Raw genomic sequence first — 14957 nt, forward strand, 5'->3', positions numbered from 1 at the left:
CTGCCCAAAATATTGTTTTTATTTTAAATTATAAGCTTATTTCTGGTTCAGGTAAGCCTGTAAATCATTTAAGGCTTTATCCCAACCTTCCTGATGTGGCGTAATAGATTCATCATCTTGAAAGTTCTTTTGGGTTACCTTAATTTTACTGCCATCACCATTAGCTACAAACTCAATAGTTAATTCATGGTCGCTGGGTTTAATGGTATCTGTTGGTATATCCCAGTTCCAACTATACATTAATTTTTCATTAGGTTTTACTTCTTTGTAGTCACCAGTAATAGCAAGTGCAATTTGATGATCTTTGCCTTCAAATTCATATTTGAATTTACCACCTTCACGAACATCCAGATTAACTGTAGTTAAATGGTTTTCTGATGGTTTCCACCATTGTTTCAAATCTTCAGGTGTTATCCATGCTTGGTATAACTTTTCTACCGGAACAGCAAAATCTTTTTCCGCACCAAGTTTCAATTCGTTGTTTTCCATAAAGTTAAATGTATCAGTAATAACCACGTATAAATGAATGAATAGTTTTAAAAAGGTCAAACCTGATAGTTGTGTGATGGCTTGAATGATAAACTTCATGCAAATGACATAATGTAGTAAGCCGGTTTCAAGTAAGTTCTTTTGAGTATTTTTGAACCCTGATAGTACTACTACCGCATGGGATATCCGAGTTTACAAGCCTGCATCACCGATTTGGAAAAGAATGGTCATTTAATCCGCATTCAGGAAGAAGTTGACCCATACCTGCAAATGGCAGCTATCCACCTGCGGGTATTTGAGCACCAAGGACCGGCTATTTTATTTGAAAAGGTAAAAGGTAGCCCGTTCCCGGCAGTATCTAACCTGTTTGGTACATTAGATCGGTCGAGGTTTATTTTTCGGGATACCCTGGATAAGATTAAAACCCTGGTAGATTTGAAAACTGATCCAATAAAAGCTATTAAACGGCCGTTCAGTTACGCTAATGTGGCTCTTACAGCCTTATCAGCCCTGCCCATGAAAGTGGGTAAAAGCGCGCCGATCAACTTTGGCCGTACGCAAATCAGTCAGTTGCCACAAGTAGTAAATTGGCCAATGGATGGCGGCCCTTTTGTAACCATGCCACAGGTGTACACGGAAGATGCCGACAAACCCGGCATCATGAATGCCAACTTGGGTATGTACCGCATTCAATTGGCAGGTAACGAGTATGTGCAAAACCAGGAGATAGGCTTGCATTACCAGTTGCATAGGGGCATAGGCGTGCATCAAACTAAGGCTAACGCTAAAGGGCAGCCATTGAAGGTAAGCATTTTTGTAGGAGGACCACCCTCGCACCCAGTGGCAGCGGTAATGCCATTGCCTGAAGGCTTATCGGAAATGACCTTTGCCGGTGCTTTAGGTAATCGCCGTTTTCAATACTTTTATGATGCTGAAGGGTTTTGCATTTCTGCTGATGCGGATTTTGTAATTACAGGTACGGTAATGCCACACGAAAATAAACCTGAAGGGCCATTTGGCGACCACTTGGGCTATTACAGCTTAACGCATCCATTTCCGCTCATGAAGGTGCATAACGTGTATCATCGGAAAAATGCAATATGGTCGTTCACGGTAGTAGGGCGCCCACCACAGGAGGATACCAGTTTTGGCGCACTCATACACGAAATTACAGGTTCGGCCTTGCCTTCGGAAGTTCCGGGATTACATGCCGTTAACGCGGTAGATGCTGCTGGAGTACATCCGTTGTTGTTTGCGATCGGCAGCGAACGCTACACACCTTACCTGAAAGAACGCCATCCGCAAGAAATATTAACGATTGCCAACCATATACTAGGTAAAAACCAGTTAAGCTTGGCTAAATACCTGTTTATTGCCGCTAAAGAAGATAGCCCTTCTCTAAATGTAAATGATATTGCTGGGTTCATGAAACATGTTCTGGAACGGGTTGATTTAACTCGCGACCTGCACTTCTATACCAAAACTACCATTGATACACTGGATTACAGTGGTAACGGCCTGAACAGTGGCAGTAAAGTAGCAGTGACCGTTGCCGGAGATATTAAACGCCAATTATGGACTGAGCTACCTACTAATTTTAGCTTGCCTCGGCCGTTCAATGTGTTTAAAATGGCTATGCCCGGTGTATTAGCTATTGAGGTGCCCAAACACATTCATGAAGAAGACATACCCGAAGCTATCGGTATACTGGATAGCTACCTGCGTGATGAAGATTTGAACGGATTACCGTTACTAGTGCTGTGTGATGATGCTGGTTTTACGGCGCAAAACATTAACAACTTGGTTTGGGTAACCTTTACCCGCAGTAATCCATCGCATGATATGTACGGCATTAACAGCTTCACGGAGCATAAACATTGGGGCTGTCGTGGTCCGCTGATTATTAACGCCCGTATTAAACCACATCATGCGCCCGTGCTGGAAAAAGATCCGACCGTCGAAAAGCTAATCGATAAAATGGGCGAAAAGGGCGGAAGTCTACATGGAGTGATTTAGCAGGCAGAATCAAGAGATATTATTAGAAATGGTTTACTTCGTAGTTACTGTTGTTTGTAACCCTAAACTACAAACAACAATAACTACGAAAGCTAAAGTCTAGCTTAAACCATAGCGCCATTTGCGGCTATTACTTGCCCTGATAACCATTTTGAATCATCTGAAGCTAAAAACAGGATGATTTTGGTAATATCCTGGGGTTCGGCAATGCGGTTGAAGGCGTTTGACGCGGCAAGCCTGGCCAAAACTTCTTCAGATTTCCCATTCAGGAAAAGTTCAGTTTTTGTAGGACCAGGTGCTATGGCATTTACCGATATGTTTCTGCCTATTTCTTTAGCGAATACTTTGGTCATCTGCTCAACAGCTGCTTTAGTTGCCGAGTAGATAGCATAACCAGGAAACATGGTTCGGGTAGTACTTGACGAAAAGTTGATGATAATGCCGTTATCAGCTAGTTTTGTAGCAGCTTGTTTTAAAGTAAAGAAGGTGCCTTTTACATTAATATCAAAATGTTTATCAAAGTCTGCTTCGGTATGATCTTTCAACAGTTTGGTAGTCATTACGCCGGCATTGTTAATCAGTACGTCTATTCTACCAAATTGCTGAATGCTCTGGTCAAACAGGTTTTCTACTTCATCTTCTTTGCTTACATTGGCTTTGATAGGTACAGCGGTACCGCCATTGGTTTCAATTTGAGCTGATACTTTTTCAGCTTCATCACCGCTATTAGAGTAGTTGATGATCACTTTAGCACCTTGTGCTGCCAGTGAAATGGCCATATCGGCACCAATACCTCTTGATGCACCAGTAATCAGGATTACTTTATCTTTTAAATTGCTCATATCATTGTTTTGTTAGTGCAAAGATAGAGGTAGCAATAAGATTGTTTATGGTGAGTGTTTCAGATTATGAGGGAGAGAGCTACAGCCGAAGAAAATCTATGAATAGTTGAATCTGTTTCTTTTATTGTTATGTTAAAATCTATGTAATTTATATATTTAAACCATGACTGATAAGAGAAAACAAGCTGATTTTCTAAAATGGTTTGGCCCCTTACTTGATGCTTTAAGAGAACTAGGTGGATCTGGTAAGCCTAGAGAGGTATCTGATAAAATTGCAACAACAAAGATGTTATCAGATGAGGTACTAGAGCAAACTATAAAATCTGGTGAATCTAAATTCCATAATCAAGTTGCATGGGCCCGTCAATATTTAGTTTGGGAAAGGTTGTTAGATGATTCACAAAGAGGGACTTGGGTATTAACGCCAAAAGGGTGGAATGCAACTGTTACTGAAAAAGAAGCGAGAGCTATTTTTCAGAAATGGGTTAAGATTTACCAAGAAAGACGAAAATCTAAAGCTAATGAAGATGTTGTAAGTGATATTAATGAAGTTGAACCAGAGTTGGTTGAACAGGATTATACGCCATCATTATTAGAAATCTTAAAAAAACTAACACCGCAAGGTTTTGAACAAATATGTGGTCTACTTCTACGTAAATCTGGCTTTGAGCAAGTTACTATTACAGGTCGGTCTAATGATGGAGGTATAGATGGAATTGGAATATTAGCACTTAATCCTTTTGTAAGTAATCGTGTTTTGTTTCAATGTAAAAGATATGCATCAACTGCTGTTAGTGCCAGTCAAATTAGAGATTTTAGAGGAGCTATGAGTGGGAGAGCAGAAAAAGGAATTATAATTACTACAAGCAGGTTTTCAGAAGATGCAAAACGTGAAGCATCACGGGACGGCGCAGGACATATCGAATTAGTTGATGGTGAGAAATTAGTTGATTTATTTCAGAAAACAGAACTAGGTGTTAAACCAGTGACTATTTATGAAGTAGATTACTCGTTTTTTGAACCGTATTTGTAATATTCTACTTTAACTCATCTAACACTCTAAACAGCTTCTGTCGCATTATACTAGTAGTACCATTATAATTGTTAATGATAGCTGAAAAGCATAAACGGCGACCATCATGGGTTTGATAACCGGCGTAGGCTACCACATCAGCAATGGTACCACTTTTCATTTTCATGTTGTTGTAAATGGGGAGGCTCTCAAAAAAAGCATCATACCAAGGCTGACCTACTGCCGATTGCAGGATGCGAGCTACGGAACGGGTAGTTACCCGATCACCGGGTGAAAGACCACTGCCATCATATATATTCAGCGTATGTACATCAATGCCGCGTGCTTTCCAGAAGTTTTGTAGGGTTTCCACACCTGTATGGGTTGAAACTGGCTTACCGGCTTTTACAGCCAGGTATTTTAAAAACTGCTCGGCATACAGGTTAATGCTCTTCTGGTTCAACCAATAAACCATTTGCTTTAAGTAAGGTGATGGTATAGTGGTTAAGGTTTGAGTAATTGCTGGTGCTTGTTCCTTTTTACCTGTTAAGGTGATGGTTGATTCTGGTTCGCCTGAAACCATCAGGCCCAAGCGTTTTAAAGTGTCGGTAAGGCGCCAGGCTGCATCATAAGCAGGGTCGGGCAGGGCTACAGAAATACTTCTTTTGCTTTGGTCAACTGCATAACTGCCGCGCAGGTACATGGATTTGTTACCCACCGGCAAATAGGCGTACGATTTATCGCCCATACCTGCTGGTGCATTGGCAATTTCACTGTTGAAAGTAAAATAAGGCATGGCTGGCACTGTTCTCAGAACGGTAGCCAAGCTGCCTACACTGCCGGTTTGCAGTTTGATATCAAACGTGTTTTCGCGCCAGCACAAGGCTGAAGTGCCTGCGCCATAATAATTACCGGCATCTTGCCATATCCAGCCATCCGGAATAGCTTGCGTATCAAAAGCAGAATCATCGCCAATAATACGGCCATTAATTTGTTTGATACCTGCTTTTTGCAAAGCATTTACCATTTTGGCTAAAATTACGTTTTCTTTGGTATCTGCCCATCGCCAGCTACCCAGGGTAGGGTCGCCGCCGCCTTTTATAATCAGGTCGCCGTTGAGCGTGCCAGTAGCATCAATACTGCCACTGTAGCCAATGTGGGTCTGAAACTGAAATTCAGGTCCTAACAAGTTAAAAGTCGTAATAGAAGTAACGGTTTTTAAAGTAGATGCTGGAGCTAAACCCATATCAGGGTTAGCGATAAACACAGTTTCGCCAGTTTGTGCATCCAGTACCGTAAGCGATATGGAAGCATAGCGGCACTGGCTATCCTGTTGTAAGCGGGTAAAAGCAGCTTGTAAATTTTGTTGCAGGGTTTGTGCCTGCGTATAAACGTTAAAAAGTAAAAAGCTAATAATTAGTAATGGCCGTATCCTCATGTTTTACGTTACGTTGTGATATAAAATAAATCGGGATGCCAATCAGAACAATAATCAGGCCGGGCCAGGTGTATTGCGGTTTGTAAATGATTAATAAAATGCAAAAAGCAATACCCATTAAAATATAAATAGCAGGTAATACCGGGTAACCAAAAGCTTTGTAAGGTCGTGGTGCGTTAGGGCGTTTAACGCGTAGAATGTAGATGCCCAAAATGGTAAGCACGTAAAATATGACAACCACAAAAGAGATCATATCCAACAAATCGCCATACTTGCCGCTTAGGCATAGCAAGCTGGCTACTAAACATTGTATCCACAAGCCAAACTCAGGTACGGCATTTTCATTGAGCGTGCCGGTTTTCTTGAAAAACAATCCATCTTTGGCCATAGTATAGTAAACCCGCGCACCTGCCAAAATCAACCCATTGTTACAGCCGAAAGTAGATACCATAATCATCAGCGCAATAATAATGGTGCCGATATCACCAAAAATGATATGAGAAGCCGATACTGCCACACGGTCTTTTTCGGCCGACGCAATATCATGTAAGGGTAGCACCGCGGTGTACATAACATTGGCCAATACATAGATGAGCGTTACAATCATGGTTCCTAAAAACAAGCTTAGTCCAATGTTACGTTGCGGGTTCTTCATTTCGCCGGCAATAAAAGTAACGTTGTTCCAGGCATCACTGCTGAAAATGGAACCCACCATGGAGGCTGCTATAGCGCCCAGCGCTGCGGCGGTGGTATAGGTAGCCGCTGTAACATTCCCATCTTTCCCCAAGCTGTGCATACTCCAGGCCTGGCTCCAGTTAGCATGCCATACATTACCTTTCAAGGCAATAAAGCCAAACACAATCAGCCCGAATAAGCTGAGCAGTTTCGTTAGGGTAAAGGTAGTTTGTATAAGCTTGCCGCCTTTTACACCACGGGTATTGATGTAGGTAAGCAAGATGATTAATATAATGGATACCAGCTGGGCCGCACTAAAGTTGAATAGATAAGAGCCTATTGGAAAGCTGAACAAAATGTTATCTTCACTCACTGCCGGAATCAGGTAAGCAGCAAATTTCGAGAAAGCTACACCTACAGCGGCGATGGTGCCAGTTTGTATTACAGCAAAAAAGCTCCAGCCATATAAAAAGGCAATCAGTTTATTATAAGCTTCTTTCAGATATACATATTGCCCACCGGCTTTCGGGAACATGGCACTCAATTCGCCGTAGCTTACTGCGGCGGTTAAGGTCATGAAACCGGTAATAAGCCATACGGCAATGAGCCAGCCTGCTGAGCCTACATTACGAATAATATCAGCACTAACAATAAAAATACCGGAGCCGATCATGGAGCCTGCTACCAGCATAGTGCCATCCAGTAGGCCCAATTCATGTTTCAGATGTGGTTGTTTATCGGTAGTTTCCATTTAGGTTTTGGGGTTTAACGGCCTAAGCTATTTAATTTTTTGGTGGATTTAAATTTTAATAGGTAAAACTGTAAAATTCTGATACACTTTGTAATATTTTCGGTGAAAAAGCTGCTGTTGATTATTGTATAAGGGCGGATTTTATCTTTTCAATAAAAATAAGTACGTTTGGAGGACGATGATTTAATTTTTACAACTGATAAGGAACAATGAATTTATTTATTAAAAAGTCCATCAAGTCGTTACTTGCCGCTTCTGCCGAAACGGATAAGAGTTTAAAGCGGACGTTGGGTGTTACAGCTTTAATTGCCTTAGGTATAGGTGCTATTATTGGAGCCGGATTGTTTGTACGTACAGCAGCTGCTGCCGGCGGAAATGCTGGTCCAGCGGTAACTATATCATTTATTATTGCTGCTGTGGGTTGTGCATTGGCTGGTTTGTGCTACGCCGAGTTTGCCAGTATGATACCTATTGCAGGTAGTGCCTACACTTATTCTTATGCCACCATGGGTGAGCTTATTGCCTGGATTATAGGCTGGGATTTGGTGCTTGAGTATGCTTTAGGTGCAGCAACGGTAGCTATTGGCTGGTCGCAGTACCTGAATGATTTGCTGCGAACGTTTTTTGGCTTCAGCATTCCTTACGAGTGGAGCCACTCACCGTTCCAGATTTCAGATGCTGGGGTACATGGTATTGTTAACCTTCCGGCTATCTTAATTATTTTCCTGCTTACTATGTTGCTTATCCGCGGTACTGCTGAGTCTGCTGTGGTTAACAATATCATAGTAATGGTTAAAGTTGCTATTGTGTTGCTAATTATAGGTTTTGGCTGGCAGTTTATCAACCCGGCTAACCATACGCCATACATGATTCCTGCTGATGCCGGCAGCATTAAATTGAATACCGGTGTAATCCATAACTATGCTGACTCAGGTAATCACGGCTGGTTTGGGGTATTGCGTGGTGCTAGTATCGTATTCTTTGCCTTCATCGGTTTTGATGCGGTATCTACAGCAGCTCAGGAAGCTAAAAACCCGCAAAAAGATATGCCTATGGGTATTCTGGTATCATTAGTAATCTGTACTGCCTTATACATTCTGTTTTCACACGTATTAACTGGTGTAGCTTCCTATAAAGAATTTTTAACCCAAGGCAGCGAGGCTTCAGTATCATACGCTATTCGTAACCACATGCCGGGCTATGGCTGGTTAGCTAAGCTGGTAACTGTAGCTATTTTGGCTGGTTTCTCTTCTGTAATTTTAGTGATGTTAATGGGCCAAACCCGTGTGTTTTATACCATGAGCACCGATGGGTTAGTACCAGGCGTTTTTGCAAAGCTGCATCCAAAACACCGTACTCCATATAAATCACAGTGGTTATTCTTCATCTTCGTATCTGTTTTTGCCGGTTTTGTGCCTGATAGTATTGTAGGTGATATGGTAAGTATTGGTACACTGTTCGCCTTCGTGCTGGTTTGTTTGGGTATATTCATTCTGCGCAAAACTGATCCGAATATTGAAAGGCCGTTTAAAACACCTTTATACTGGTTGGTTTGCCCACTGGGCGCTGTTGTATGTTTGTTTATGATTGCCAGTGAAGGTTGGGAAAACTGGGCTCGTTTGATTGTATGGTTAATCATTGGCTTTGTGGTTTACTTTGGCTACAGCATCAAACATTCTAAAGTAAGAATGGGTATTACTGAAGCACCTAATGATCCGCCTAATCCTAAATATGTTGAATAAACTACTTTGATATCTTTTAAAAGGTTCTGCACAAAAAGCAGAACCTTTTTTGTTATTAATCCTTTGTTAACCATACCAATTAGGACGCGGATAAATGAAAATTGATAGAAATTTATGGGTGCTGGTGTTTGTGTGTATTATCAATTCCATGGGGTTTGGCATTATTGTTCCTTTACTATATTCGTACGGAAAAAAGTTTGGTTTAAATGAGCAAACCATAGGTGTACTAACAGCTTCTTTCTCCATAGCACAATTTTTTGCTACGCCTTTGTTAGGCGCTTTATCTGATAAATGGGGCCGTAAGCCTTTAATGGCTATCAGTCTGGCTGGTACCTGTGCTTCCTTTTTGTTGTTTGCATCAGCTAAAAGTTTAATCATTTTATTTGCAGCCCGCATACTAGATGGGATAACCGGAGGCAATATATCGGTTGCACAAGCCATGATATCCGATACTTCTAGCCCAGAAGATAGGGCTAAAAGGTTTGGTATATTAAGTTCAGCTTTTGGGTTTGGATTTGTAGTAGGGCCGGCATTAGGCGGCTTGTTAAGTAAACTGGGTTTGCAGGCACCCTTTTACTTCGCCGCAGGCATAGCATTGATTGGCGTTTTATGTACAATATTCTTTTTAAAAGAAACCTTGCCAGGAAAAGCGGATAACACAAATAAAGAAGCAAATGCCCAAAAACAGGATGTAAGGCAGGACGATTCAAAAAGTGCTGGTAATAACAAAGGTGCCAATAAGGAAAAGTCGGCTACTGGGCGTAAGTTTAACTTTGCATCGCTTATTACGGCTTTAAAAATACCAGTTATTGGTACTGCTGTATTTATTGGTTTTTTGCTTACCATGGCGCAGTTTACCATGATTATCGGTTTCCAGACCTTTTCGGTTGATGTATTAAAAATCAGTACCACCCAAATAGGGCTTTGGTATGCAGGCTTTGGTATTACGGGTATTCTGATGCAATTGGCTGTGCCTTATATAAACAAAGTTATATCTTCAAAATCTACCATTTTACTCTTATCAACAGCAATTTGTATAGGAGCTATGGCCTTGGCAGGTATGTTTAAGGTGCTTATACCGTTCATTGCATTTATTTACGTTTACGGCCTCTTTAATGGCTTACGAACCCCTATGTTAAACGCCATTATAGCCGACCATAATGATGAAAACAAGCAAGGTGAAATATTGGGAGTTAACCAATCTTACGCATCAGTAGGGCAAGTTTTAGGGCCGGTAGCAGCGGGTTTAATTACTGTAATTTCGGTACATGCCGTGTTCTTCTTGTCGGCTTTTTTCATTTTGATAGGTTTTTTGTTTACTTTTCGGTTGAAATCAAAAGAAAAGGCAAACTCCTAAAAACCCATGATGCAATTATTCGAGTTCCGGCAAATCATATCTGTCACCATGATTTTGTTTGCTATCATTGATATATTGGGGGCTATTCCCGTTGTTATTGAATTGCGGCAGCGTGCCGGTCATATTGAGTCGGAAAAAGCCTCCATAACTGTATTGGTGCTCATGGTAGTATTTTTGTTTGTGGGAGATGAATTGTTAAAGATTATTGGACTGGATATTGCCTCCTTCGCCATTGCTGGCTCGTTAGTGATTTTCATCATTGCCATGGAAATGATTTTGGGTATTAAGTTTTTTAAGGAAGATGATATACCACAAACGGTATCTATTGTGCCATTGGCCTTTCCACTGATAGCCGGTGCTGGTACCATGACTACGTTATTGTCTCTCAAATCACAATATGCAACCGCCAACATCATTGTGGGTATTGTACTGAATACAACCTTCGTTTATATTGTACTCAAGAATGTAGGCAGGCTGGAACGTTTATTTGGCAAAACTGGTATTAACGTGCTGCGCAAAGCTTTTGGAATTATTCTGCTGGCTATTGCTATTAAGTTGTTCAGAAGTAATACGCACTTGTAAGTTAATTAAGAACACAAATAGATCAGGCTACTATTTATTGACAAGGAGAACTGTTTAATTCTATTCTTTATTTGCGAATCAACCTTGCTACAAACATGGTATCAGCCCTTCGTTCATAACCTTTGAGCACTTGCGTATCTTCCAATTCTAAGCCTAATTCATTGACAAGAAAGTCAACTGCCTCTTCATTCTCTGCTTTAAAGCAGGAGCAAGTTATATAGATGAGTGGCTTACCTGGTTTTAGGTATTTAACTACGTTACGAGCAATGCTCTGCTGCAAGCGCTGAAAAAACTCAATTCGATGATCATTGAATTGCGTAATCAACTCTGGTGTACGTCCCCAAGTACCCGAACCTGTGCAGGGTGCATCCAGGATTATGCCATCAAAGGCATAATCATGCATAATAAAATCAGGATTTTGAGTAAGATCCAGAATCTTCTTTTGATAACGGTTTAAGCCTGCCTGTCGGAACCGTTCATCCAGGTTGGCCAGTATAGATTCCCGGATGTCGGATACTACCAGCTTCAAATCGGGTTGTAGCTCGTGTAATAACAATGATTTGCCACCCGAAGCTGCGCAGGCATCCCACCAGCTTTCCCACTGCTGGGGCTTAAAATACTGTGCTGTTTGCTGTGAAGAATAATCCTGCACCTCGTAGCTGTGCTGATTGGGTAATAAGCTTTCCAGTTTAGTACCGTTAGGTAAACAGAGGCAGTTATTGCCTTCATCTTTAAAAGGCACTTTAGCTTGGTTTAGTTGAGCTTTTACCAGTTGTTCCTGCCCTTTGCGCACACGTATGAATAAGTCGGGTTGTACAAAGAAAGACTTTAAGAAAGTATCCTGATCAATACCTGTTGAAAGCTGATCCAGCCACGGGAAAACGTCGGCTAACTCAAAAGCAGGATAGGCTCCTTTAACCATTGCCAACTTATCATTCAGATCAAAGCCTATACAGGCAGCCCATTCCGGTTTAAAGTGCTGCAAAAAGGAGTTTACCTGCGTGCTGCACAAAAACTCAGCAACAATGAGCCGTTCCTCATCAGGTATTTCTAATAAGGCTTTACCCAGCCTGAAATAATTATAAATCAAGCGGCTGGCTACCTTCCGGTCGGTAGAACCCATTTGCTTATTCTGGCGGTAAAAGCCAGGTAAAAACTTACTCAAGGGCGTATTGGCCGGATACTCCTGTAATATGCGTTGAAAAGTTTTAAGCTGGTTAAGGGCTTTCATTCTACCTGTTTTAACTCGAAGTTAACATATTTCAGCAAGTTTACATGGGTGTTTACCCAGCCTTGTCCTGGTTTTTTCACAAAGTGGAAGTTGTTGTGCAACGCTTTGTAATCGTGCCGGTCCAGTCGTGAAAGTTCATTCGTCTCCTGTGCCAGTAGTTCGCCAAAATATAAGCCTTCGTCAAAACCTTTATAGGCATAAGCGGTAGGTTCGCTGTTGAAGTTTTTACGATAAGCTTTAATAAAGTTTACGGTAGCTGAACTATGGTAATTTACCCGGTCGGCCACTGTAATGTGTGCTTTTATACGCTGTAATACCTCTGCACGTAAAAAGGTAAACTTTTCCCAATTAGGATGGCCGAATACACTAACCGGATAATGTTTAGACAAGGTATCTAACGAGCGTAAGGTAACCACTAGGAAACCCTGATTTACGGCCGGTACAATAAAAATATTATCATTAGCTTTATCCAGCTGCGGTACCAATGCACTTAAATTGCCGCGGGTTACGTTAAAGCTAACCACTTTAATTTTGTACCTGCTCAGGCTATCTAAGCTATGCTGAAAAGGTACGGTGTACTTGTTATCTTCACTAAAACCGGACTTTAAGATAAATACCTTTTTAGGTCGAACGCGATTGCTGATGTATTGTGCTGTATGTGCCGCATGGTATTCTAGCGGTGGCGTAATAGTAACCAGATTAGGATTATTGAACTCGGCAGGCGAAGTGGGGGCCAAGGGCGATACAATAGTTTTACGTATAGCTAATGGATTGCCCTCAAATGCTTTAATGCTTTCAGGAAATACCGGACCTACAATCAGGTTGCTGTTGCGTATAGCCGGATTTACTGATAAGCTATGCGCAGCTGCCGGATTGTCTTTAGTGTCAAACACCTGTAAACGATAATTGTAGCCCTGGCTGGTCAATGAATCTAGCGCCAAACGAAAACCTTGATAATAATCAATGGCGATATTGGCCTCGCGTAGTTCTGCCTTACTGTAGCCACGTGCCGAATTTAGCTTGTCCAAGTCAAAGGGCATGAGTAGAGCAATGCTTGATGTTTTACCATTAGCAGGCTTAGGAGCAGGCTTATTGGCTGTAGTTGGAACATCAGGCTGCTTTTGGGTTGGAGCTGGTGGTACAGTATGAGGTTGCGGCATTGGCCTGTTGGTGCCAACCGAACGTACTTTGGGTGAGCAGGCGCCTACTACCGTAAGCGCCAGCAGCCACAACAACTTTTTACTCCCACTCAATGGTAGCCGGTGGTTTGGAGCTGATGTCATATACAACCCGGTTAATGCCTTTAACGTTGTTGATAATTTCATTCGATATTTTAGCCAGCAGCTCATAAGGTAGGTGGCACCAGTCGGCAGTCATGCCATCCAGGGACTCTACAGCGCGTAGGCAAACTACGTTTTCGTATGTACGTTCGTCACCCATCACACCTACCGATTGTACCGGCAAATAAATGGCGCCGGCCTGCCAAACTTTATCGTAAACACCGCCTTGCCGCAAATTGTTGATGTAAATAGCATCAGCCTGTTGCAGAATAGCCACCTTTTCTGGCGTAACCTCACCTAAAATCCTGATAGCTAAGCCAGGACCAGGGAAAGGATGGCGACCTAAAATATTATCGTCAATGCCTAAGGTTCTACCTACACGGCGTACTTCATCTTTAAATAAAGTATTTAGCGGCTCTACCACTTTCAGCTTCATAAAATCAGGCAAGCCGCCTACATTATGGTGCGATTTGATGGTAGCCGACGGTCCTTTAACTGATACCGATTCAATCACATCAGGGTAAATAGTACCCTGGCCCAGCCATTTTACATCCTGAACTTCATGTGCAGCATCATCAAATACCTCAATAAATACGCGACCTATAGCTTTGCGTTTTTTCTCTGGGTCAGTTAAACCAGCCAGTGCATCATAAAAACGTTGTTTAGCATCAATGCCTCGTACATTAAGGCCCATGTGCTTGTAAGAGTCCAGTACGGATTCAAACTCATCTTTACGTAGTAAACCGTTATCTACAAAAATGCAGTATAGGTTTTTGCCAATAGCTTGATGCAGTAACACTGCAGCTACCGATGAATCTACACCACCTGAAAGACCCAATACTACTTTATCGTCGCCCAATTTTTCTTTCAGCCCAGCAATGGTAGTTTCAATAAATGATTCGGAAGTCCATTCCTGATGGCAGCCACAAATATCAACCAAGAAGTTTTGTAGCAACTGTTTGCCATCTAAACTGTGGGTTACCTCAGGGTGGAACTGTATGCCGTAAGTTTGTGAACCTTTAATTTGATAAGCGGCCACTTTTACCGTATCGGTGCTGGCAATAATTTCAAAATTATCAGTAATATTGGTAATCGTGTCCCCATGAGACATCCATACTTGTGATGAAGAAGGTACCTCTTTAAACAGCGGACTAGCTTCGTTAATGTATTGCAGGTTAGCCCGGCCATATTCGCGTGTGCTGGAAGGCTGTACTTCGCCACCGTTATGTTGGGCTAAGTACTGCGCACCGTAGCAAACACCTAAAATAGGCAGTTGCTTGTGGTAAGGCTTAAAATCAAACTGCGGTGCATCTTCCTGACGAACAGAGTAGGGGCTACCGGAAAGGATGATGCCTTTAACCGTGCTATCTACTTCAGGAAAATGATTATAGGGATGAATTTCGCAATAAATATTTAATTCTCTGACGCGGCGGGCTATAAGTTGAGTAAACTGTGAGCCGAAATCAAGAATAAGGATTTTTTCTGGCATGGGCAAAGATAGGATTTAGATACGAGATGTAGGATATGAGATTTGAGATTGCT

Annotated in this window: 12 protein-coding genes; 5 read left to right on the forward strand and 7 right to left on the reverse strand. The window is 41.8% G+C overall.

Going from position 1 to position 14957, the window contains the following annotated elements; translation table 11 throughout:
* Positions 1 to 36: 36 nt before the first annotated feature.
* Entirely contained in the window at positions 37 to 588 is a 552-nt protein-coding gene (locus HH214_RS15370) for an SRPBCC family protein (RefSeq protein WP_169609074.1), read from the reverse strand.
* A gap of 78 nt (positions 589 to 666) precedes the next feature.
* On the opposite strand from HH214_RS15370, the gene HH214_RS15375 reads away from it, so the two are divergent.
* The gene (locus HH214_RS15375; RefSeq protein WP_169609076.1) at positions 667 to 2505 is read left to right on the forward strand and encodes a UbiD family decarboxylase; all 1839 of its coding nucleotides are present in this window, start codon (positions 667 to 669) and stop codon (positions 2503 to 2505) included.
* A gap of 104 nt (positions 2506 to 2609) precedes the next feature.
* Here HH214_RS15375 and HH214_RS15380 read toward each other — a convergent pair whose 3' ends face one another.
* Entirely contained in the window at positions 2610 to 3347 is a 738-nt protein-coding gene (locus HH214_RS15380; protein ID WP_169609078.1) for a glucose 1-dehydrogenase, read from the reverse strand.
* A gap of 163 nt (positions 3348 to 3510) precedes the next feature.
* On the opposite strand from HH214_RS15380, the gene HH214_RS15385 reads away from it, so the two are divergent.
* A complete protein-coding gene (locus HH214_RS15385; protein ID WP_169609080.1) occupies positions 3511 to 4380 on the forward strand; it encodes a restriction endonuclease in 870 nt (289 codons plus the stop codon).
* Positions 4381 to 4384: 4 nt separating this feature from the next.
* On the opposite strand, the gene dacB is transcribed toward HH214_RS15385, so the two are convergent.
* The gene (dacB, locus tag HH214_RS15390) at positions 4385 to 5797 is read right to left on the reverse strand and encodes a D-alanyl-D-alanine carboxypeptidase/D-alanyl-D-alanine endopeptidase (protein ID WP_169609082.1); all 1413 of its coding nucleotides are present in this window, start codon (positions 5795 to 5797) and stop codon (positions 4385 to 4387) included.
* Positions 5769 to 7223, reverse strand: coding sequence for an APC family permease (locus tag HH214_RS15395; RefSeq protein WP_169609084.1), 1455 nt, complete (start codon positions 7221 to 7223; stop codon positions 5769 to 5771). The genes dacB and HH214_RS15395 overlap by 29 nt, the downstream gene beginning before the upstream one ends.
* Positions 7224 to 7432: 209 nt before the next feature.
* On the opposite strand from HH214_RS15395, the gene HH214_RS15400 reads away from it, so the two are divergent.
* The 3 genes from HH214_RS15400 to HH214_RS15410 all read left to right on the forward strand — a co-directional run bounded on the left by HH214_RS15400 (position 7433) and on the right by HH214_RS15410 (position 10904).
* Positions 7433 to 8965, forward strand: coding sequence for an amino acid permease (locus HH214_RS15400; protein WP_169609086.1), 1533 nt, complete (start codon positions 7433 to 7435; stop codon positions 8963 to 8965).
* Between the two features lie 94 nt (positions 8966 to 9059).
* Complete coding sequence (locus HH214_RS15405) at positions 9060 to 10322, forward strand: MFS transporter (RefSeq protein ID WP_169609088.1); 1263 nt, start codon at positions 9060 to 9062, stop codon at positions 10320 to 10322.
* A 6-nt stretch (positions 10323 to 10328) separates the two neighbouring features.
* The gene (locus HH214_RS15410; protein WP_169609089.1) at positions 10329 to 10904 is read left to right on the forward strand and encodes a MarC family protein; all 576 of its coding nucleotides are present in this window, start codon (positions 10329 to 10331) and stop codon (positions 10902 to 10904) included.
* A 67-nt stretch (positions 10905 to 10971) separates the two neighbouring features.
* Here the strand turns inward: HH214_RS15410 and HH214_RS15415 are convergent, their stop codons facing one another.
* Genes HH214_RS15415 through guaA form a run of 3 tightly spaced genes read right to left on the reverse strand, consistent with a single transcriptional unit; the run spans position 10972 to position 14904 of the window.
* Entirely contained in the window at positions 10972 to 12135 is a 1164-nt protein-coding gene (locus HH214_RS15415; RefSeq protein ID WP_169609091.1) for an RsmB/NOP family class I SAM-dependent RNA methyltransferase, read from the reverse strand.
* Positions 12132 to 13418, reverse strand: coding sequence for an ABC transporter substrate-binding protein (locus tag HH214_RS15420; protein WP_169609093.1), 1287 nt, complete (start codon positions 13416 to 13418; stop codon positions 12132 to 12134). The genes HH214_RS15415 and HH214_RS15420 overlap by 4 nt, the downstream gene beginning before the upstream one ends.
* Positions 13375 to 14904, reverse strand: a complete 1530-nt coding sequence (gene guaA, locus HH214_RS15425) for a glutamine-hydrolyzing GMP synthase (RefSeq protein WP_169609095.1) — start codon at positions 14902 to 14904, stop codon at positions 13375 to 13377. Before guaA ends, HH214_RS15420 begins: the two co-directional genes overlap by 44 nt.
* Positions 14905 to 14957: the final 53 nt, after the last annotated feature.

The organism is Mucilaginibacter robiniae (genome assembly GCF_012849215.1).
In the GTDB taxonomy this organism is placed as follows: domain Bacteria; phylum Bacteroidota; class Bacteroidia; order Sphingobacteriales; family Sphingobacteriaceae; genus Mucilaginibacter; species Mucilaginibacter robiniae.